Source organism: Dolichospermum flos-aquae CCAP 1403/13F (genome assembly GCF_012516395.1).
Lineage (GTDB): Bacteria > Cyanobacteriota > Cyanobacteriia > Cyanobacteriales > Nostocaceae > Dolichospermum > Dolichospermum lemmermannii.
This window is the reverse complement of record NZ_CP051206.1, coordinates 1,103,292-1,123,660: the sequence shown is the minus strand read 5'-3', so window position 1 is coordinate 1,123,660 and position 20,369 is coordinate 1,103,292. Positions and strand designations below refer to the sequence as shown.

Annotated in this window: 22 protein-coding genes and 1 pseudogene; 4 read left to right on the top strand and 19 right to left on the bottom strand. The window is 37.4% G+C overall.

Annotated elements, in window-relative coordinates; translation table 11 throughout:
* Window positions 1-13: 13 nt before the first annotated feature.
* Complete coding sequence (locus HGD76_RS05750) at window positions 14-1,651, top strand: IS1634 family transposase (protein ID WP_168697377.1); 1,638 nt, start codon at window positions 14-16, stop codon at window positions 1,649-1,651.
* Between the two features lie 286 nt (window positions 1,652-1,937).
* Here HGD76_RS05750 and HGD76_RS26205 read toward each other — a convergent pair whose 3' ends face one another.
* The 4 genes and pseudogenes from HGD76_RS26205 to HGD76_RS05730 form a co-directional block, all read right to left on the bottom strand.
* Window positions 1,938-2,396: a hypothetical protein gene (locus HGD76_RS26205; protein ID WP_168695224.1), complete on the bottom strand. Its 459-nt coding sequence runs from the start codon at window positions 2,394-2,396 to the stop codon at window positions 1,938-1,940.
* A gap of 87 nt (window positions 2,397-2,483) precedes the next feature.
* A complete protein-coding gene (locus HGD76_RS05740) occupies window positions 2,484-2,780 on the bottom strand; it encodes a magnesium chelatase ATPase subunit I (protein WP_168695223.1) in 297 nt (98 codons plus the stop codon).
* Between the two features lie 148 nt (window positions 2,781-2,928).
* Window positions 2,929-3,273: pseudogene (locus HGD76_RS05735) on the bottom strand (IS4 family transposase); the annotation flags it as partial.
* 250 nt (window positions 3,274-3,523) lie between these two features.
* Window positions 3,524-4,207: a response regulator transcription factor gene (locus HGD76_RS05730; RefSeq protein WP_168695222.1), complete on the bottom strand. Its 684-nt coding sequence runs from the start codon at window positions 4,205-4,207 to the stop codon at window positions 3,524-3,526.
* 297 nt (window positions 4,208-4,504) lie between these two features.
* Here HGD76_RS05730 and smpB point away from each other — a divergent pair, with 297 nt between their 5' ends.
* Window positions 4,505-4,975 carry an SsrA-binding protein SmpB gene (smpB, locus tag HGD76_RS05725; RefSeq protein ID WP_015078954.1) on the top strand — a complete coding sequence of 157 codons (471 nt, stop codon included), beginning with the start codon at window positions 4,505-4,507 and terminating at the stop codon, window positions 4,973-4,975.
* Between the two features lie 162 nt (window positions 4,976-5,137).
* On the opposite strand, the gene HGD76_RS05720 is transcribed toward smpB, so the two are convergent.
* From HGD76_RS05720 to coaD, 7 genes are all read right to left on the bottom strand, one after another.
* Entirely contained in the window at window positions 5,138-6,535 is a 1,398-nt protein-coding gene (locus HGD76_RS05720) for an IctB family putative bicarbonate transporter (protein WP_168695221.1), read from the bottom strand.
* Window positions 6,536-6,939: 404 nt separating this feature from the next.
* Window positions 6,940-7,335: a tetratricopeptide repeat protein gene (locus HGD76_RS05715; protein WP_168695220.1), complete on the bottom strand. Its 396-nt coding sequence runs from the start codon at window positions 7,333-7,335 to the stop codon at window positions 6,940-6,942.
* Between the two features lie 66 nt (window positions 7,336-7,401).
* On the bottom strand, window positions 7,402-7,935 hold the full coding sequence (locus HGD76_RS05710; protein WP_503488467.1) for a hypothetical protein: 534 nt from the start codon (window positions 7,933-7,935) through the stop codon (window positions 7,402-7,404).
* Between the two features lie 93 nt (window positions 7,936-8,028).
* Window positions 8,029-8,496, bottom strand: a complete 468-nt coding sequence (locus HGD76_RS05705) for a hypothetical protein (protein ID WP_168695219.1) — start codon at window positions 8,494-8,496, stop codon at window positions 8,029-8,031.
* A gap of 342 nt (window positions 8,497-8,838) precedes the next feature.
* On the bottom strand, window positions 8,839-9,300 hold the full coding sequence (locus tag HGD76_RS05700) for a hypothetical protein (protein WP_168695218.1): 462 nt from the start codon (window positions 9,298-9,300) through the stop codon (window positions 8,839-8,841).
* A 415-nt stretch (window positions 9,301-9,715) separates the two neighbouring features.
* On the bottom strand, window positions 9,716-10,429 hold the full coding sequence (locus tag HGD76_RS05695) for a DivIVA domain-containing protein (RefSeq protein WP_168695217.1): 714 nt from the start codon (window positions 10,427-10,429) through the stop codon (window positions 9,716-9,718).
* Complete coding sequence (coaD, locus tag HGD76_RS05690) at window positions 10,357-10,890, bottom strand: pantetheine-phosphate adenylyltransferase (protein WP_015078948.1); 534 nt, start codon at window positions 10,888-10,890, stop codon at window positions 10,357-10,359. Before coaD ends, HGD76_RS05695 begins: the two co-directional genes overlap by 73 nt.
* A gap of 162 nt (window positions 10,891-11,052) precedes the next feature.
* On the opposite strand from coaD, the gene lgt reads away from it, so the two are divergent.
* Together lgt and cobM are read left to right on the top strand one after the other, a co-directional pair.
* Entirely contained in the window at window positions 11,053-11,928 is an 876-nt protein-coding gene (lgt, locus tag HGD76_RS05685) for a prolipoprotein diacylglyceryl transferase (RefSeq protein WP_148763066.1), read from the top strand.
* 125 nt (window positions 11,929-12,053) lie between these two features.
* A complete protein-coding gene (cobM, locus tag HGD76_RS05680) occupies window positions 12,054-12,893 on the top strand; it encodes a precorrin-4 C(11)-methyltransferase (protein ID WP_168695216.1) in 840 nt (279 codons plus the stop codon).
* 100 nt (window positions 12,894-12,993) lie between these two features.
* Here the strand turns inward: cobM and HGD76_RS05675 are convergent, their stop codons facing one another.
* From HGD76_RS05675 to gmd, 8 genes are all read right to left on the bottom strand, one after another.
* Window positions 12,994-14,040 carry an N-acetyltransferase DgcN family protein gene (locus HGD76_RS05675; protein WP_168695215.1) on the bottom strand — a complete coding sequence of 349 codons (1,047 nt, stop codon included), beginning with the start codon at window positions 14,038-14,040 and terminating at the stop codon, window positions 12,994-12,996.
* Window positions 14,024-15,076, bottom strand: a complete 1,053-nt coding sequence (locus HGD76_RS05670) for a dipeptide epimerase (RefSeq protein WP_168695214.1) — start codon at window positions 15,074-15,076, stop codon at window positions 14,024-14,026. Before HGD76_RS05670 ends, HGD76_RS05675 begins: the two co-directional genes overlap by 17 nt.
* A gap of 50 nt (window positions 15,077-15,126) precedes the next feature.
* Complete coding sequence (locus HGD76_RS05665; protein WP_168695213.1) at window positions 15,127-15,750, bottom strand: DUF4276 family protein; 624 nt, start codon at window positions 15,748-15,750, stop codon at window positions 15,127-15,129.
* Window positions 15,747-16,859, bottom strand: coding sequence for an AAA family ATPase (locus HGD76_RS05660; protein ID WP_168695212.1), 1,113 nt, complete (start codon window positions 16,857-16,859; stop codon window positions 15,747-15,749). Before HGD76_RS05660 ends, HGD76_RS05665 begins: the two co-directional genes overlap by 4 nt.
* 83 nt (window positions 16,860-16,942) lie before the next feature.
* Complete coding sequence (locus HGD76_RS05655) at window positions 16,943-17,326, bottom strand: hypothetical protein (RefSeq protein WP_233467057.1); 384 nt, start codon at window positions 17,324-17,326, stop codon at window positions 16,943-16,945.
* Between the two features lie 94 nt (window positions 17,327-17,420).
* Complete coding sequence (locus HGD76_RS05650; RefSeq protein ID WP_168695211.1) at window positions 17,421-18,023, bottom strand: 5-formyltetrahydrofolate cyclo-ligase; 603 nt, start codon at window positions 18,021-18,023, stop codon at window positions 17,421-17,423.
* 162 nt (window positions 18,024-18,185) lie between these two features.
* The gene (locus tag HGD76_RS05645; protein WP_168695210.1) at window positions 18,186-19,130 is read right to left on the bottom strand and encodes a GDP-L-fucose synthase family protein; all 945 of its coding nucleotides are present in this window, start codon (window positions 19,128-19,130) and stop codon (window positions 18,186-18,188) included.
* 20 nt (window positions 19,131-19,150) lie between these two features.
* The gene (gmd, locus tag HGD76_RS05640) at window positions 19,151-20,230 is read right to left on the bottom strand and encodes a GDP-mannose 4,6-dehydratase (protein ID WP_168695209.1); all 1,080 of its coding nucleotides are present in this window, start codon (window positions 20,228-20,230) and stop codon (window positions 19,151-19,153) included.
* Window positions 20,231-20,369: the final 139 nt, after the last annotated feature.

Below are 20,369 nucleotides of genomic sequence, written 5' to 3'. Positions count from 1 at the left end.
AAAACCTCAAGAAATGGAAATTCAGAACATAGACCATCTAGGGATAGTAGCAGGAATCATAGATTCAATCGGAATAGTAGAAATAATAAATGAATTAATAGGAGTCGAAAAAGACGAAAAAGTAAATGCAGGTCAAGTGGTAAAAGCCATGATAATAAACGGGTTAGGATTTGTCTCCAAACCGTTATATATGTTTCCCAAATATTTTGAAACAATAGCCTGTGAGCATTTAATAGGAGCAGGAGTAAAACCAGAATATCTCAACGACGATAAATTGGGGAGAGTCATGGATAAACTGTTTATAAAAGGCTTAGATACAATCTTTTTTATCATAGCCTTAAAAGCTGCTCAAAAATTTGGAGTATCACTATCAACATCACATCTAGACTCATCATCAATGCACGTGCATGGGCAGTATAACACTAGCTTACCATTCGTAATATTTGAGAGTCAAAAAGTAGGAAATAACCAAGAATTAGAAGAATTAGCAGTAAAATCACCAAAAGAAATAACCATCACCTACGGTTATTCTCGTGACCATCGTCCAGACTTAAAACAGTTTATCATAGAAATGATATGTTCAGGAGATGGAGACATCCCAATATTTTTAAAACTAGCATCGGGAAACCAAGCTGACTCATCATGTTTTGGTAAAATAGCAGTAGAATATCACAAACAATTAGAAGTTAATAGTCTCATAGTAGCTGACTGCGCCTTATATACAGAATCAAACCTGAAAATGATGTCAGATTTACAGTGGTTATGTCGAGTACCATTAAGCATAAAAACAGCAAAATCATTAATATCAACAATACCAGAATCAGAATTGATTGATAGTGCAATACCAGGATATAAATTAGCATCAAAAACCGAAAATTATGCCGGAATAGAACAGAGATGGCTAGTAGTACAAAGTCAAGAGAGAAGAGAATCAGACTTGCGTAAACTCACACAAAAAGTTATCAAAGCCGAATCAAAAGCTGTGCAAGATTTGAAAAAATTATCACAAGAAGAATTTGCATGTGTTGCAGATGCTATTAAGGCATTATCAAAATTATCAAAACAGTTTAAATATCACGAAATTAACGTAAGTATTGTTACTCAAATCAAATCTAAGACAAAAGATTCTCCACAAGAAATATCTTATCAAATATCAGCTACAGTCTCCGAGGATGAAAGTAAAATTAATACAGAATTGCTGAGTGCGGGACGTTTTATTATTGCGACAAATGTTTTAGATTCACAGGAACTAAGCAATGATTCTATGCTCAGGGAATATAAAGCTCAACAATCATGTGAAAGAGGGTTTGGTTTTCTCAAAGACCCATTATTTTTTGCCGACAGTATTTTCCTCAAAAGTCCTGAGAGAATAGAGTCTTTGGGAATGATTATGGGTTTATGTCTACTGGTTTATACTTTGGCTCAACGTCATATTAGAAATGCTCTTTTGGAGTCTAAATCAACAATTAAAAATCAATTAGGCAAAGCAACTAATCGTCCTACTTTACGCTGGATTTTTCAATGCTTTCAGTGTATTCATTTGGTTACACTCAATCAGGAGAAACATATTTCTAATTGGAATAAGGACAGAGATTTTATCTTGAGTCTTTTACCAGATGATTGTTTACGTTACTATCAATTAGTCAGCTAATTATCATCTCTATCAATTTAATTTCTATGAGTAAAGATGAGCTAATCTCTTTGATTTATAGCTCCATTTTACTATGTCTATAATTTCGTTTTTTACTTTAATTGATTAGTCTAACTTATAATTATTTCTTGAATATCTCCTTTCGCTTATTCATTGACCTCTCCAGGTGGTGTGCATTCTTATTGCTTCTTATTGAGAATAGATTTTGATGACATTTTTGGTGATTTACTGTTTCTCAAATGCCTTTTTTCACTTTATCTGTTTGTTTTGATGCTCCCTTTGATTTTCATCTCCGTAATTTCCCTCTGTAACATTTTGGGGTGCGGAATGTGGGTTCTAATAATGTTCTGACAATGGCTAAATCTTGTACCGTGCTACTTTTTTCCACTCCAATAATTGTGCCATGAGCGATCGCTTTTGATTTAAACCGACGAGTAGGAAATTTTAGAGAAGCCATTTCTCTTTCCAAAGGTGCAATATCCTCTATACAAGGATTCTCTAAAGGCTCAATATTTGGTAAAGATATATCTGGAAAAGATTGAGGTTTATCTCCTTGATAAATAGTTAATTTATTCTCTTTTTTTGGATCATTATCACCTAAGTTTGGTTTTAATTTATCCTTTAATTCTAAACTGGGTTCAGGCTTGAGTTCATTTTTAAGTGAGTCAATTCCTGGTATCGGTATGATATTTATATTTTGGTTATTGGGATTATTTATCTCTTGCTCTAATTTTAACCCAATCATTTTCGCTACTCTATCCACATGAGCAACTGTTACTTGCTTTTCTGCCTCTAATTGAGCAAAAGTGCTAGAAAACCGAGCTAAAGAAAGTTATCGACGATGATACACTGTTGAGGGAGAAGTATAGTCTAAAATCCTCTTTAAAGCCTCTGATGTCATCTTTGGTGGTGAGATGCTAACCTGTTTTAACCATTGTTGCAATTCCGGTTCGATTTCCCTTTCCTTAAACAATGACTTTTGTTCTAATCTTTCATCATTTAATAATTGTTTAATTTGACTTACCCTATCTGTATTGTTATTAATTTTTCCATTAAGACGGATTGCAAACCTATCTAATAAATGAGGAGAAATCTTACCTATTTCTTCTTGCTGACTTGAACAACCCACTAACCAGCAAAGATTGGGTTGCCAATCAGGGCAAGCGCATCTTATTTTTAGAATGCTTACTGGACAAAGGTTTTGACGATTGTTAATTTTTGTAACTAAAGGTTGAAACCCTTGCTGGGCATGGATTACAGAATTTAGGTGCGTTTGCCCTGCGTTTATTTCTACTGTGCCACGCTGTTCTCAAACTAGGCAATAAATCTTTAAATACTTTTTCAAATAATTCCGATGGAAATGTCAAAAATCTCTGTGATACGGCTTGTTGACTAACTTTTGTGGGATTACACCACAGAAAACCGTCTCTGGCTAACATTCTTGTCACTTCTCTGACTCCTGCTACATCTCTCCACAGCAGGGTTAACACCGCCGCCATCATCAACGGCAAATTCAGTATCCTTTCTCTAAGTCCTAGTTTTCGGTAGTAATTTTCTTGATTTGTAATCGCTGGTGTCAGTAATCTTTCCAATTGCTCGGCTATTACTTCATCTTCCACCATTGGTCGCTGTTTCTTTTTTGCGTGGTCTCTGTTGGTTTTTTTACTGGTTTTCATAGCTGGACTCAATCGCTCAATTACTTGTCTAGACTAAGTTTACCATGTTTTTGACCACTCCAAATACCACCCTTGACAATTTTCCCTTTTCCTTAACTTGTCACCAATGGTGCGTTATGGACTTACTAACGTACCCTCAAAATACTTAATTTAACTGAATATTACCAAACTAAAAATGTAAATTTTGGCAAAAATCCTATTCTACTAGATCATGTTTTATCGCAAATCTGACCAATTCTGCCCGGTTACTAGTTTCAGTTTTCCTTAATAAACTACTAACATATTTCTCCACCGTACGCGGACTTAAATGTAAATGATTACCAATTTCCACATTAGAAAAACCATGAGTTAATAAGTCTAAAACTTCCTGTTCTCTAACAGTTAGCGGTGTCAATACTTGAGATTGTTGCACCTGAGTAGGGATAGAAATATGACCGTTTTTTGCTTTTGTATAAGTGGCAAAACTGATTTCTTCCTGATAAATAAAACGACATTCTGATTGGATGATTTGCGATCGCTCTAACAAATTACGTATAGCAGCGGCTATTTCTTCCAATTCAAAAGGCTTAGGCAAATACAAATCACAACCAGACTGATATCCCAAAATTCGTTCTTGGGTTTTCGTTCTCTCTGTTAACAAAATCACAGGTAATAATCGAAACGCCGATAATTGACGAACACGACGCACCAACTCATAACCATTCATCTGTGGCATCATAATATCTGTCACCATCAAATCAGGATGGCACTCTTCAACCATAGCCAAAGCATCAATACCATTATCAACAGTAATGACGCTATACCCAGACAGATCAAGATAATCACTAATAGATAGACGCGTGCCTAAATCATCATCGGCGACAAGAATAGTCAAGGGCATGGATAATACACCCCTATAATTTTTTGGTTGAGTAATTTACTGTAATCACAAATATTAATAGACACAAGCAAGAATACTAATTCTATCTTTAATACTATGACAAGATTACTTACTCATGATGACATCATCAATGATTTCTAAAGAAAATATTAAATTTTTAGGAATTGTTCATAAAACTTTACGTAATTTAGAGACTAAACAGGTTTACCTGTCACCTGTCTTTGTGAACTACAATCAATAAAAGAGTTAGTCTAAAGAAATTTTTAGGCGTATTTATTAAAACTAAGAAGATTTTCGATGAGTGATAAACAGAGTGAAGGTTACAAAGTTATTTGTGATAATCGGCAAGCACGGTTTTTATATGAAATCATAGAAACCTATGAAGCGGGAGTTCAGTTGACAGGAACTGAAGTAAAATCAATTCGTGCGGGTAAAGCCAATTTGCAAGATGGCTATGCGTTGCTTCGTGACGGTGAAGCATGGTTAATCAACGTCCATATTTCTCCTTATGCCTCTAGTGGTGCATACTTTAATCACGAACCCAGACGAACCCGCAAATTATTACTTCATAAACAAGAACTGCGTAAACTTATTGGGAGGGTACAACAGGAAGGTTTAACCCTAGTCCCCTTAAAAATGTATCTGAAACGAGGTTGGGTAAAAATAGTCATTGCCCTGGGTAAAGGTAAAAAACTCCACGACAAACGCGAAAGTCTCAAACGTCGTGACGACCAGCGAGATATGCAAAGGGCAATGAAGAGGTACTAGGAGGCAGAGGGCAGGGGAAATTCCCACAACCGCCTCCGAATGAATTCGGAGTCTCATAGCAAAAGTCGTCTAAAGACGACTATTAAAGGCTTTGAGTCCACTTCAGTGGACTTGAACTATTAGACTGGGAATTCATTCCCAGGCGGGTTAGGAAACTCTTTTCTAAGCGTGATTATGATTATTGCGGGTTAAAGGTTGCCAATAACTGGCAACTAAAGCCACCATAAACCACCAGAGAGTATTAACTTCAGGACGATAGAAAACTGTATCAAATAAACCCTGAGTTAATAAACCTATTATAGCAGCTATTGCCCCCATTAGCCACAAGCCTTCCATATTCTTAGTTTTTCGTAACCGACTTAATTGCAAAAATCCTGTGTTAAAGGTGACGACTATTAACCACATAAAACAGGTAAAACCCAAAAAGCCAGTTTCTACAATCGTTTCTAGAAACACAGAATAGGCACTTAATGCTGTAAATTTCGGATGTTGATAGAGAGGATAAACTTTATTAAAAGCACCATGTCCTGGTCCTATACCAATTATCGGGCGATCGCGGATCATTTGAAATACCGATTCCCAAACATTTTTCCGAAAGTTATTACTACTGTCTTTGCGGTCGGCAAATATACTCACGATTCGCACCCGGAAGGGTTCGACAAATATCAATCCAATTATCAATAACCCCACTACAGTTCCTAACAATATTGGTAAAGACCAAGTCCGCCAAAATGGGGGCATACTTATACTCCACCAATAAAACAGCAACACCGCTATTGTCAATAATTCCACTAATAAGGCAATCCAACCACCGCGACTAAAGGTCAAAATTAAAACAGTAGCGTTAACCACAAACATTGTTAAGGCTAATGATTTCCTAATCCAACCCGGCCAAGCTACAATGGCAACTAAGCTCAAAATTACAGCGGGTAAAAGATATCCAGCTAATAGGTTAGGATTTCCTAAGTAACTGTAAACTCTCGTAGTTTTAGCCAAAGAAGATTCTGGGTCAACCCACGTAGCTAAGGCCTTCGCACCAAAAAACCATTGTCGCAACCCATAGACGCTGACAATCAGGGATATATGCAAATAGAGAGTAATCAACCAAGACCGAAACCGGGGGACGCGCAGCACCCTAGCACAGAGGGCAAACAGTAACAAATAAAGAGTTAATGTTTGTAAATCACCCAAAGCCGCTTTTTTCACCGGTGATAAAGCCGTTGATATAGCAGCAATACTCCAATACAGCAATACTAGTAAATGAATGGGAGTGGCAGTAGGAGCATTAACTGATGTATAATCATCGGATAAGGTCAATAATAACCACAATCCCACACAAGCTACTAACAATAAACCCATTAAGGTGCTAGAAACAAAAGGTGCAAGACCATAAACAAGGCTAAGTAAGCCAACAGCAATTATATCTCCCCACTGAATGAAAATACTACTTTGTCGCCAAGGTTTTAACAGTCCCACCAAAAACTTATGGAGGTAACTGCTAGACAAATATTCTTTCAGTGGTAAGGAAGATAAAGTTAATCTTTCCCAAACTAAGTTCATGAGGAAATACAAAGTACAGAAGTTATAAAGTATAGCTTATCGCCAGTCTAATTGTAAACATATTTTAAAAGGAAGAATCGGCAAGGGTTAAGAAGCAAAAGGCAACGGAAAATAAGAAATAAAAACCAGTATTAGCAGATTGCTTAACAAAAATATTGTCATAGCAACGAAATTTATAGGAATTTTACCGTTAAACATCAGATTGCTAAACAAAGCTATTGTTGTCTTATCCAATAAATTTGTCTGAAAATAAATGCTTTAAGATTAACAGCATTTATTTAACGATTGCGTAAATATTAAAAATTATTCTGAACAGTAATAGTATGAGGATAATCTGCTCCTAATCGTTGTTCAAAAATATTTAAAGCTTGTTAGTAGAGAGGTTCTGCTTCCTTGTATTTGCTTTAAAAATAGTAAAGTCCTGCCAAATTGTTAAGACTGGAAGCAACATGAGGATGATCATTACCTAAACGCTGTTTTAGCAATAATACACATTTTTTTCGCCAAGGTTCTGCATCATTATATAATCCTTGTCTTTTATAAAATCTTCCTACTCCCAAAAAAGGCCAAATTAAATTTTCATCACTCATAGTATCCAGTAAATAATCTACTACTTCCTGTAAATGGGGTATAGCTAATTTGAATCTTTGAATATCTTTCTGTATTGGTTGTTGTGGAATTTCTTGAGCTATATTAACCATTGCTTGGCAAAAATTACGTTTTAGTGTAGTGCTGACAGATTGACGATTGAATAAATTACTAAAAAGTTGACTAATATGTAAAAACAAAAAGTTTGCCAAGGTGATCTTTTCCTGTGTAACCGTTGACAGTTTTTCTAACTTGACTTGTAAAAAATCATGAATTAGTTAATGTAATTGATAATGATCATAATTTTCACTTTGTAAAAGATGTAATCGTTCTAATTCAATTCTGGCATTTTCTGGACTTTCTATGTTTTTCTCCCGTGAAGCACTTTGAATCAATAACCAAGGAATGGGAGCTAAAGCAAATAAACTGAGTAGACAACCTAACTCTTGAGCAGAATAACTGATAACTTCCCAACTTAATTCAAAAGCAGCTTGAACACCACGAGTTATAGATAAAGTCCAAGTAGGGTCATGAGCATCAACATCAAAAGCAGGATGATTAATACCTTTAGCTGCTAATCTTCGCAACATTTCCGCGCAAGATATCTGACGATATTTGAGATAACGACCAACCAATTGTAAAGCTAGTGGTAAACGACCTAACCGTTGACAAAGTTCCTCTGCTAGTGCTGTTTCTTGATTTAATTTATCCTCACCAATTAATTTTGATAATAATGCCATTGCCTCCGGTAGAGAAAGGATTTGCAAAGACAAAGAACCAGATAAATCTAGTTTTAGTCTTGTTGTGATCAAAACTCGAACTTGAGATGATTGTGGCGGCAAATAAAGCTGAATCGCCGAATAATTTTGGACATCATCAATAACTAATAAAACTCTACCTTCTCGTCAACGTTGCCAACACCAAGTTACTTGTGATAATACATCAAAATCATCTGGGGGATTTAAACCTAAATGTGTGCGACAAAATTGAATAATTTGTAAACCGAGATTTTGATTTGTAGCCGACAACCAACAAATACCTCCCGAATAAGAATTTAGGAATAAATGCAGAAGAGAATATTGGGTAGCTAATTCAGTTTTACCAATACCACCCATACCTTCAACAGCAGAAATTACAGCATGATTGCTAGTTTGTAAATGTTGATGAATTAAAACTAATTCATTTTCTCGACCAACAAACTTTTGAGTATTACTATTAGGGATATTGTGGGGAAAACTTAGAGGTTTATCTAAATCATTTAAATTATTGACATTTTGAAAAACTTGAGTAATATCTCCCACAGAGATATCACCCCCCGCTTGCACATTTTTGAAAAGCTCTTGAACAATTTGAGGGAGATGATTTGTATTCATGATTAGAACTTAAAGAATGTTTTAAAAGTTTTTAATATGTAAACAGACCCCTTTCTAAACCTCTCCCCTACCAAAAGAGAAGCATTAAAACCCTCATTTTCTTGTAGGGAAGGCTACGGTGTACACACAAGTTATCGAATCACCATTATTCCTCAAATTACCTCACCCTAACCCTCCCCTTGCAAAGGGGGGGAAACTAATTTTTCCAGTTTCCCCCATTTCCAAGGGGGGAGGGGGGTAATTTTTCCAGTTTCCCCCATTTCCAAGGGGGGATTAAGGGGGGTAATTTAACTTAGGTTTTTGGAGATAATGGATTTTATCCAATACTGTTCACACAATCTCTTAACCTTCTTGATTTAAATTACCTACATTAATATTATTAGCTTTGATATTGGTGAGCATTGCTTGGTCAACAGAACCACTACTTCCTGAAGTTTTTTGAGTGATATTCTGAGCTTGTAAATCACCAGTTAATTCAATTCCACTCAGAATTACCTGACGAATCTTAGGGTCTTGTGTTTTGAGTGCTTCAACTAGCAATTTAAGTTGATTAGCAAAAATTTCATCAGCATTAATGTATTCTTGCAATTCATCTTGTAACTGAAGTTTATTTTTTTCATTTGGATCTTTTTCAGCCCGAATTAATAAACCTTCCATTCCTTCTGTAGTTAGCTTTTGTCGAATAGTGCTAACCAACTTTGCAAAAGTATCCGCGACTCCTTTAACTGCAAATTTTCCACCTTCCTTGATTGCTTCCGAGAAAGATAAAGAAACAATAACAGCGCCAGTGAGTGGTTCAACCATAAAAACTACCCCTTCTTAATTGTCAGCAGAACAATAACTACTCTAATTGTTTTATTTGTACCATAAATTGGGATAAATACGCGAGTATTATCCTAGATCAAATTAAAACTTCTGATTGAATTAAATATAATTTGCAGAAAAAATTATCTATAAACAGAGAGAACAAAAAAATCCGCGTTTATCTGCGTTTATCTGCGTTCGATGCTATCCTTCAAAATAGTAATTAAATAAGAACTGTTATATATCATTAACTTATTCCTTATTTCCTATTCCCAGTTCCCTAAAACTAAAAAACTTTGTACCTAAGATCACAAGAACTGCTATATAATATTTGTATATTCTAGATGAGAATAATGATTAAGAGGCAGAGCCTCTGTGATAGCATTCCCAGTCAGAGACTGGGAACGAGGTGATACTATCTTTTTTTGGAATTATGTGGGCGTTGTTGGGGATGATCTCCATTTTTGGGGACATTAGCAGAATTTAATTGTTTGCGGCCATTAGTAATAATTTTTAACATTTCCTGTATATCCTGTTCAATATTAGCCAGAACGTTATCGGCGTATTTATCAGCACCATCTTCAATTTCTTCAGCTTGAGAAATTGCAGTTTGGCGCATTTCTTCTAATTCTTGCTGACAAGCGCGACGTTTACGGTCAATTTCTGCAAGAGTGTCTTGCATCATTGTTTCACAATCGTCCTGGACTTGTCGCCGCAGTTGGTCAGCTTCCCGCTGTGCTTGCCTGACAATATCACTTTCTGCCAAAATTTGCGCTCTTTTTGCTTGGGCTACATCTACAACCTGTTGTCCGTATTCTTCCGCTTCTAGAAGAATTTCATTCTTTTGTGCCAAAATATCGAGTGCTTCCTGAAACACTGTTGGCAAAGACAGACGGATGAAATCAAGTTGTTCTAGTAATTTATCTTCATCTATTAAAGTTCGTCCCGTGAGGGGAATCCTCAAACTAGAGAGAACTAGGTCTTCTAAGCGGTTGAGTTCCTGCTGAATATCTACCCCTGCTGTTGGTTCTGGATTACCAATGGAGGGGATACCATTCACATACTCTCTTGGGGGAGGATTGTTGCCGTTGTAGTTGGATTCGAGGCTAGGGATTTTTGGTTGTAGCATTGGTATATATCTAGGGCAATGTGTGGGGGAACAAGATGATCAACAGAGCCACCAAACCTGGCAATCTCTTTTACCACACTACTACTTAAAAAACTATACTCATTTGATGTTGCCAGAAAAACTGTCTCGATCTGAGTAGACAATGTTTTATTAGTGTGAGCCATTTGTAGCTCAATCTCAAAGTCAGAAACCGCTCTTAACCCCCGTAACAAAACTTGCGCTTGTTGCATTTGAGCATATTTTACAGTCAAACCGTCAAAGCTGTCTACTCCTACATTTGGTAAATGTTTTGTAGCTAGACGAATTTGTTCTAATCTTTGCTCTACTGTAAACAATGGCATTTTATGGGGATTGCGGAGGACGGCAACAATGACTCGTTCAAATAGGCGACTACTGCGCTGAATAAGGTCTAAATGTCCCAAGGTGATGGGATCAAAACTACCAGGATAAATAGCAATCACAAGGTTATTTTAAGTGATTATATTGACGGATTTTCCACAGAACTTTATTAAATCTAACATCTGATGTTTCCAGATTGGGATTTTATCCAGATTAGTTACTAAGGCATAATATATTATTGTTTTTCATCCCCATAGATTTCATACTCCTATAGGTAATTTTGTATGATAGTGGATTTTTCTGTTTTGCCGTTGGGGTTTTTATTTACTTCCCCTGGTCCGATTGTGGTTAAATTGGGACCAATTGTTATTCGTTGGTATGGGTTGTTGATTGCTTCTGCTGTGTTAATTGGTGTTAGTCTTTCTCAATACCTAGCCAAGCGTCGTCATGTTAATCCCGATTTAATCAGTGATTTATCAATTTGGTTGGTGATTGCAGCTATTCCCGCCGCTAGGTTATATTATGTTTTGTTTCAATGGCCAGAATATTCTCAACATCCAGAACGGATAATTGCAATTTGGCAAGGGGGTATTGCGATTCATGGGGCAATTATTGGCGGGGCGATCGCAGCGTTAATTTTTGCTAGACTGAATAAGGTATCTTTTTGGCAATTGACTGATTTGGTTGCTCCTTCATTAATATTAGGGCAAGCAATTGGTCGGTGGGGAAATTTTTTCAACTCGGAAGCTTTTGGCAGACCAACTAGTTTACCTTGGAAGTTATATATTCCCTCAGATCGTCGTCCCTTGGATTTAGTGAATTTTGAATATTTCCATCCCACTTTTCTTTATGAATCGTTGTGGAATTTAATGGTGTTTGCATTGTTAATAACTTTGTTTTTTCGAGCTTTAGCTAAAAAACCCCGGTTGAAAGTAGGGACGTTATTTTTAGTTTACTGGGTTGCTTATAGCTTGGGACGGGTTTGGATTGAAGGTTTACGCACAGATAGCTTAATGCTAGGACCTTTACGGATGGCACAAATGGTAAGTTTAGGGGGAATGACTTTAGGATTATTTGGTTTAGCTTGGCTATATATATTCAAGCGTTCCTTACCTGATGTTGTTGCTGGGGGAAATGAAGAAAAAAATGCCCCAGAGTAATTAATCTCTAGGGCTTAACCAGGGTGCATCTACCATCTATTTCTACTAGGCAAAGTGGCTGAATCCGGAAGGGTACTAGGGAAATGGTAAAAGTTTTTTTTGCAGGGTTTTGCAGGGGGACATTAATGAGTGAATCTACTAATAATTTGAGTTTTTTCAAGTATCCAAATACCTTAGAGCCTGGGGTTTATATTGTTGGTGCTGGACCGGGAGATCCTGATTTATTAACGGTTAGGGCGCAAAAGTTGTTAGCTGCTGCTGATGTGATTTTATTTGCAGATTCTTTAATTCCCGAACAAATTCTAGATGTTTGTCGTCCAGATGCGGAAATTATCAAAACAGCAAATCGGACTTTAGAAGAAATTTTACCACTGATGATTGATGCCGTGCGATCGCATAAATCTGTAGTAAGATTACACTCTGGTGATCCTAGTCTGTATAGCGCTATTCATGAACAAATGCAGCTATTAGCCGATGCTAATATTCCTTTTGAAGTCATTCCTGGTATCAGTGCTTTTCAAGCTGCCGCAGCTAAACTCAAGATAGAGTTAACTGTGCCTGGTTTAGTGCAGACTATCATCCTGACTCGCATTAGTGGCCGTACCCATGTTCCAGATACGGAAGAGTTAGCAGCTTTAGCAGCACATCGTGCCAGTTTATGTTTATATCTAAGTGTGACTCATATCACCGAAGCCCAAGGGAAATTGTTAGAACATTATGATCCAGATACTCCAGTAGCAATTTGCTATCGCTTAGGCTGGCCAGATGAAAAAATCCGGGTTGTGAATTTAGCACAAATGGCAAATTGTACTCATGAAGAGAAATTACGCCGAACGACACTTTATGTGATTAGTCCTGCACTATTACCAGTAAGTGGGCGCTCGCGCTTGTATCATCCTGAACATAATCATTTATTCCGTTCATCACATAGCCTTGGTTCAGATACAACAGAATTGAGGATGTAGAGGCAAAGTTTATCTCGTTTAAATTGACGAATTTTAAATTAGCTCCACCAGCAATAAAACTCCTACTCTCCGTGCCTCTGCGCCTCTGCGTGCAAAAAAATCAACTCTGCATAACAGCATCCAATAATAACCCAGCCCCAAACCGAATAGGATCTGTACAAGGTAACTTAGTTTCTGCTATAGTTTGAGCGATCGCATTTTTTGCCTCTACTTCCCCCAAATTCCGAGTATTCAAAGCAATTCCCACCACAGGAACAGGACGAAAAGCCCCCGCACCACTAGCAACAATTTCATACATCCGAATTACTTCCGGTAAAGCTGGAATCGGTATATGAGAATTATTACGGTTGTGAGTTTGTCCGGCTTGATGCACCAATATTAAATGTGTAGGCTGAGAACCCCGAATTAGCGGTAAAGTTGCCGTTGAACCAGGGTGTAAAAGAGAACCCTGCCCCTCAATTTGCAAAATGTCGTAATGTTGACCAAAACGCATTACCAACTGTTCCACCGCACCAGCCGCAAAATCTACCCGCACCGCGTCTAAAGCCACCCCTTCCCCTTCTAACATTAACCCAGTTTGACCAGTGGCCAAAAACTTAGAACGGATACCCCGTAACTTAGCCACTCGGTGTAATTCCAGACTGGTGGACATTTTGCCAATGGCCATATCTGTTCCCACGGTCAATACCCGTCTACAGGGTAAAGTTTGCGCCATTCCTGATGCTACCTCTAAATTAGCCGGCTCTTTGCGGACATCCCAAATTAATTGTCCTGGGTTAAGGAGGGCATTTAATTCCGGTATATTTGCCATTGGTGTATGTAATCCATTTACCAAAGACATTCCGGCTTTCAGGGCATCTTTGATATCCAGCCAATAATCATCAGGAACAGCACCACCTTTAGGCGCAATCCCAATTACCAAAACTTCCGGTTTATACTGTAATGCTGCCGTCACAGATGCCACAATTGGCACATCTCGCTGAATACCTGTTAACTCGACTAAAGATTTACCTACAGTTTCTCTGTCAATCACCGCTACAATGGGGGACTCGCTGTAGCGTAAAATTGATAACCCAGTTTTTCCTTGAACTCCAGTAATTCCCTCATGAAGAAGAATTGCTATTTTTTGATTAAGCGACAGACGCACAATGTTTCACTCCCAAACCAGGTAAATTATTCGGCAAAACTCGCCCATTTTCTACGACTGCACCAGTAAAAGGATCATCAATTAGATTTAAGTGACTATCTAAATCCAAATAATCAGCCAGTGGTGCAAGTTGTAATGCGGCGGTATTAGCAAGACAACTATCAGAATAACAGCCAAACATGATTTGTAAATTGTGGGCTTTGGCTGTATGCACCATTCGCATAGCTTCAGTGATTCCCCCAGATTTCATTAATTTGATATTAATACCATCAACATAATTAGCTAATTGGGGAATATCGGCACTAGTAAAGCAACTTTCATCTACAAAAATTGGTAATGGAGAATGTTTTTTTAATTGGGCTAAATTTGCTTCTTCACCTCTTACTAAAGGCTGTTCTACATACTTGATTCCCAAATCAGCTAACCAATTACACATATTAATAGCATCGGTTAAACTCCAGCCGCCATTAGCATCAACAAATACATCTTTTCCAGCGGCTTCTTCCAGTACCGCTAAGAGCATTTTTTGATCTGCTTCTATTCCCTCGGTTGAACCTAATTTTACCTTGAATAACTGCACGTCCATAAATTGTAACCAATCTCGCGTCCTTGCCCTTGCACCTGCTGGGGAATTAATACCAATTGTTACCGATGTTGGCACTATAACATTTTTATCCAGTCCCCACAGTTGCCACAATGGCAAATTCACACGCTTACCCAACCAATCATGTAATGCCATATCCACAGCCGCTTTGACTGCGGACGGAATTTGCATTTGTTCTAATAGTGCCTCAATTTCCTGCCGTTGCCAAGGGCTATATTTTTGTAAAGTAGGTATGATTTGCTGCAAAGTTTCCTGGATTTTCTCCGTAGATTGCCTATGGTTGCCCACACCAAAAGGAGATGCTTCTCCCCAACCTGTAATTTCCTCTGCGGTAATTTGTAACCAGATATTTGTCGTTTGTGCTGTTGTGCCGCGACTAATTGTGAGAGGAAATCGTTTGTTAACTGTAAAGGTTTGAAAATTGATTTGCATAAATATATTCAATAGGGAATATGTATTTTACATGGAGTTGGAATTGTCAGCTACTTGATATTTTCCAGTCTTGTTAACCATTTATCGAAATGCTGACACTGTTTACGTATTGTATCCAATCCGATATCCATAGCAATTAAAGAACCATGTAACGGTTTATCATATCCAGGACAACATCGAAGAATACGTTTAGAAGGTGCTGTTATCGGACTATCATTAATATGTTCAGGTGAAGAAAAGGATTCACGTTCACGCTGTAGCTGTTCTACTATGTTTTGATCAAACCATTCTACAAAAGCTTGTGGATTACTATAAAGAAGTCCCTCAAACTCATGCACCAATAAATTAGGAATAAAATTTTGAAGTCCAATATCTACACCCATTTGTTGTTCAAGATATTCAGCTTTCTCAAAAAGATTAGCTGTAGTGGGAATAGAACTTTTACCGGGAAAATCTTTTGGTAGTCCATACAAATCTAACATCGTAGTTACAAAAGCGGTGCTATCTTCAGAACATTTACGATATAATTCTTTTCTGATTTTTCCATAAGTAACCGCACCTCCTAGAAGTATAGGGTTAACATATATGTTTTGTTGCAGAAAATGATCGTAGAGTAATTCTCTGACAAAAGTTTCTTCTGTTTGTCCTTCTACAAAAATATTGACTCGAATCATTTTGAAGGTCTACCTCCAATAATGTTCTTCTTCCACAATTCTCCTAAACTATAATCTTCTAACCATTCTTGTAAATCATCCTCATGCAATCTACGAAGTAATGATCTACCGTCTTTTCTATCTACTACAATTACATCATCTGCACTAAATTCATTTAATAATTCAACCGATTGAGTAGAAACAATCACTTGTTTTTCTCTGGAAATATTACGCATTAAAGAAGCCAAAATAGTAATTGCATAAGGGTGAAGACCTAATTCCGGTTCATCAACTAAAATGGTTTCTGGTTGTAAAGCAGTAGGTTGTAAAAATACCGTTGCTAAACATATAAAACGCAGTGTTCCATCAGAAAGAAGATGTGCTTTAAAAGGCATATCCTGACCTTGCTCAAACCATTCTAGCTCTATCACATCATTATTGTGTGGAGAAGGACGCAATAAAAAATCACCAAAGAAAGGTGCGACAAGTCTGATTGTTTTAACAATTTGTTGATAAGATTGGGAATAGTTATTTTTCAATAAATATAAAAAAGCCGCCAAATTGCGAGCATCTGGACGCAGATAAATATTATCATTAATAGGAGCAGCTTGTTTTACATAGGCACTATCGCTGGTATCATGAAAATGATAAACTCGCCATTGCTGCATAGTAGATAATATATCTTTATCCTTTTTTGTCCCAGTTCCTTTAAAAGCCTGAGTTTCAAAATTACCACTACCTATTAGTGCTTGTGTTTGCATTATCGAGTTACCACTACTCCTCCAGCCAAAAGATTCTTTAGAAAACATCAGACGGTTATCTTGAGTTGGTTCAAGAGTGGCAAGGTATCTATTATTGCCAAAATATAGTTCAATCTCTAATTGTTCAGTTGTTTTTCGACCAAAATGCAATATTGTATCTGGTCCACCTTGACGACTAACAAAAACTTGCAAATGTCCATCAAGTATCTCTTGAACCATGCGAAAAAAGCTGATAAAATTGGATTTTCCTGCGCCATTGCAGCCAATTAGTATATTGAGTTGAGTAAGTTCAAGATTACATTCTGCAATAGATTTAAAGCCCTTCAAAACAATCCTTGATAGTTGTTTTTTATTAATCAACTTTGCCATAGTTTTTTATTCTGGTAAAGCATCTAAATCAGATAACTTAACTTGCCAGCTTGCTTTCTCAATTTTTTCCAAATACTCATTTATCAAGTTAAATTCTTGATAGCTCTTCCGTCAGACCTAGCATTAATTGTTTTAGTTAGAGCAATAATTAAATCTTCATCACTACCAGTATACTCTTCTTGTATAAGTTTTTCAATCCAGTAAGAAAATTTTGGATCTTCTTGACTCAACCAATTAGGTAATATGACGCTATACCAGTAATACTCAGTTACAGATAGATTCTTTTGTTGGCAAAATTTTTCTATTTCTCCTTGAGGTAAATTTAAAATCGGTTTGATCTCATATATATAAGTTTGAATATCGTAATAAAATTCATTGAGAAAACCTATTAAAAACCGTTTTTTATCAAGGAGTTCATTTTTATATTTAGCTAGTGTGGCTAGAATTTCTTTAATCCTAACTGCCAATTCAGTTTCTCCTCTAAACAGAGATTCACGTTTTAAAGGTTGTAATCTGAGCTTAATCTCGTTTGCTTGTAATTGAGTCCTATATGCGGACAAGTTAAATCTCCATTCGGGGTTGTTTTGTTAATTCTAGACTATTGTGTATCAAAAAAAAGGCATTTTCTGTCATCACCCTTTCTAAAGGCTTATCCCAACTATCAACAGGTAATTGAGATAAATAAGCAAAATCAAAAACCACTCCTATAGTTGCTTTTGTCTGCCAACCTGGTGAATTTAACAAACGGTCATAATATCCCCCACCATAACCTAAGCGGTATCCTTGGACATCACAACCCACACAGGGGACAAGAATTAAATCTACTTCTTCAATGTCAATTATCGGTGCTTCGTGGTGAGGTTCAGTAATCCCATAAGCGCCGATATTAATTGTGTCTTTAGGTTGCCAAGAATGCCAAACTAGAGATTTATCAACACAACGGGGAAAACCCCAACGTTTGTTAGTGTTGGTATACAGTGAGCTAATATCAGGTTCTTGACGAAAGCTAAAAAAAGCGAGAACGGTATTTGCTTGATTAAATATAACCGAGTTTTGGATATTGGTGGTGAGGCGATCGCTCTTTTCTCTCCATTCTAATAATGTCATTGACTGGCGTTTGTGGAGTAGAGTCCGTCGCAGTTCTTTTTTACTTAGCTGAGACAATTTTGGATTTTAGATTTTAGATTTTGGATTTTAGATTTCCCTCGTTCCCATACTCTGTATGGGAATGAATTATGCAAGGCTCTGCCTTTGTGTGTATGCTAGAGTCAGAGACTCTATGAAGGCATTCCCAGTCGGAGACTGGGAACGAGATGAGGAGATCATCTATGCAGCGTTTTTACGCCACCAATCAATAGTATTTTTCAAACCTTGTCTAAATTCTACTTCAGCAGTGAAGCCAAAAGCCTGTTTTGCCCTTTCCGTATCCAAACAACGTCGGGGTTGGCCATTGGGTTTGTCGGTTTCCCACACAAGTTCACCCTCATACTCCATCAATTCGCAAATTAAGGTAATTAGATCTTTGATAGAGATTTCGTAACCAGTTCCTAAATTCACGGGTTCAGCATCATTATAAAACTGAGTTCCCATGACTATTCCCCGTGCTGCGTCTGTAGAATACAAAAATTCACGGGTAGGAGAACCATCACCCCACACAGGAAGTTGTTTTTCTCCCCTGGTTTGGGCTTCTTCCACTTTGCGAATTAAAGCGGGAATTACATGAGAACTGCTAGGGTTTAAATTATCTTCAGGTCCATACAAGTTCACTGGTAACAGGTAAATACCATTAAACCCATACTGCTGACGATAAGATTTTAGTTGGACTAAGAGAGCTTTTTTTGCCACTCCATAGGGGGCGTTAGTCTCTTCTGGATAACCATTCCAGATGTCATCTTCTTTAAATGGTACAGGGGTAAATTTAGGATAAGCGCAAATAGTTCCTACACAGACAAACTTTTCTATCCCCTGTTGATAAGCTGCATGGATTAACTGAGTTCCCATGATCAAGTTATCGTAAAATAACTCGCCGGGTTTTTCTCGATTTAGACCAATACCACCAACATGGGCAGCTAGGTGAATGATAATATCCTGTTGATCTGCTGCCCGTTGGCAATTTTCCCATACTCGTAGATCACAATCGTGCGATCGCGTTACAGTAATTTTCTCACTGTTAGCGCCATTTTGGCACAGTTGATCTATCACCTGACGGCCGAGAAAACCCGCCCCACCAGTGACAAGAATCCGTTTATTTGCTAATTCTAAGGCTGTCATATGATTATCCTTGATCTGAATTAAAAGTGCAGAGATCCTAATTCTTGACGGGTAGTAGCAATATCTTGAGGGTATTTTGCACCATTACCATTAGGGGAAGTACAACCCACAGCTTGTAAATCAGCTTCTACCATTAGCGCAACCAGTTCTTTAAATGTTACTGATGGTTTCCAGCCTAATTTCTGCTGGGCTTTAGTGGGATCACCAATTAGTAAATCCACTTCAGCAGGACGTAAATAACGTTGATCAAAATCTACGTATTTCTGCCAATCGAGATTAACATAACTAAATGCTAACTCCAGAAACTCCTTCACTGAATGGGTTTCACCTGTAGCCACCACATAATCATCCGGCTGATCTTGTTGCAACATCAACCACATTGCTTTTACGTAATCTTTGGCATAACCCCAATCTCTCTTGGAGTCCAAATTACCCATGAAGATATTTTTTTGTTTACCAGCAACAATGCGGGCTATGGCTCTAGTAATTTTGCGGGTAACAAATGTTTCTCCCCTTCTGGGAGATTCATGATTAAAAAGAATACCGTTACAAGCAAATAAATTGTAAGATTCGCGGTAATTGATAGTTTGCCAGTGAGCATACACCTTAGCACAAGCGTAGGGACTACGTGGATAAAAAGGTGTGGTTTCACTTTGGGGAACTGCTTGCACCAAACCATACATTTCCGAAGAACCAGCTTGATAGAAACGGACTTCAATCCCAGTGCGGTGCTGATAATCGCGGATTGCTTCCAATAAACGTAATGTCCCCATACCTACAGCATCTACTGTATATTCAGGTGAATCAAAGCTCACCCGAACGTGGGATTGAGCGCCTAAATTATAAATTTCTGTAGGTTTGACTTCCTCTAAAATCCGCCGCAGTGTTGTTCCGTCTGTCAAATCACCATAGTGGAGAAATAGCCTTGCGTCCTCGTTATGAGGATCTTCATACATATGATCAATTCTGTCTGTGTTAAAGGTAGAAGTACGGCGAATAATCCCGTGGACTTGATAACCTTGTTCTAGTAAAAGTTCAGTTAAATAAGAACCATCTTGACCAGTAATACCAGTAATTAAAGCTCGTTTTCTTTGTGTCATGCTTGGTGATGCCTTGTTGTTTTTAGTTGAAGATTACAAACAGTCTGATATAAATTAGCATTTAATTGATATAACTGCCCAATAGACAGGCTGCAAATGTTAGTTGCTATTAAAAGTTAGAGGATGTTTGAAAAGTTTT

What these genes read in the sequence shown, in the direction of transcription:
- HGD76_RS05705 (WP_168695219.1), bottom strand. Translation starts at nt 8,496, where the DNA reads ATGAATACAAATCATCTCCCTCAAATTGTTCAAGAGCTTTTCAAAAAT.
- HGD76_RS05660 (WP_168695212.1), bottom strand. Translation starts at nt 16,859, where the DNA reads ATGGCAAAGTTGATTAATAAAAAACAACTATCAAGGATTGTTTTGAAG.
- gmd (WP_168695209.1), bottom strand. Translation starts at nt 20,230, where the DNA reads ATGACACAAAGAAAACGAGCTTTAATTACTGGTATTACTGGTCAAGAT.
- cobM (WP_168695216.1), top strand. Translation starts at nt 12,054, where the DNA reads ATGAGTGAATCTACTAATAATTTGAGTTTTTTCAAGTATCCAAATACC.
- HGD76_RS05730 (WP_168695222.1), bottom strand. Translation starts at nt 4,207, where the DNA reads ATGCCCTTGACTATTCTTGTCGCCGATGATGATTTAGGCACGCGTCTA.
- HGD76_RS05665 (WP_168695213.1), bottom strand. Translation starts at nt 15,750, where the DNA reads ATGATTCGAGTCAATATTTTTGTAGAAGGACAAACAGAAGAAACTTTT.
- HGD76_RS26205 (WP_168695224.1), bottom strand. Translation starts at nt 2,396, where the DNA reads ATGATTGGGTTAAAATTAGAGCAAGAGATAAATAATCCCAATAACCAA.
- lgt (WP_148763066.1), top strand. Translation starts at nt 11,053, where the DNA reads ATGATAGTGGATTTTTCTGTTTTGCCGTTGGGGTTTTTATTTACTTCC.
- HGD76_RS05750 (WP_168697377.1), top strand. Translation starts at nt 14, where the DNA reads ATGGAAATTCAGAACATAGACCATCTAGGGATAGTAGCAGGAATCATA.
- HGD76_RS05670 (WP_168695214.1), bottom strand. Translation starts at nt 15,076, where the DNA reads ATGCAAATCAATTTTCAAACCTTTACAGTTAACAAACGATTTCCTCTC.
- HGD76_RS05720 (WP_168695221.1), bottom strand. Translation starts at nt 6,535, where the DNA reads ATGAACTTAGTTTGGGAAAGATTAACTTTATCTTCCTTACCACTGAAA.
- HGD76_RS05700 (WP_168695218.1), bottom strand. Translation starts at nt 9,300, where the DNA reads ATGGTTGAACCACTCACTGGCGCTGTTATTGTTTCTTTATCTTTCTCG.
- HGD76_RS05695 (WP_168695217.1), bottom strand. Translation starts at nt 10,429, where the DNA reads ATGCTACAACCAAAAATCCCTAGCCTCGAATCCAACTACAACGGCAAC.
- smpB (WP_015078954.1), top strand. Translation starts at nt 4,505, where the DNA reads ATGAGTGATAAACAGAGTGAAGGTTACAAAGTTATTTGTGATAATCGG.
- HGD76_RS05645 (WP_168695210.1), bottom strand. Translation starts at nt 19,130, where the DNA reads ATGACAGCCTTAGAATTAGCAAATAAACGGATTCTTGTCACTGGTGGG.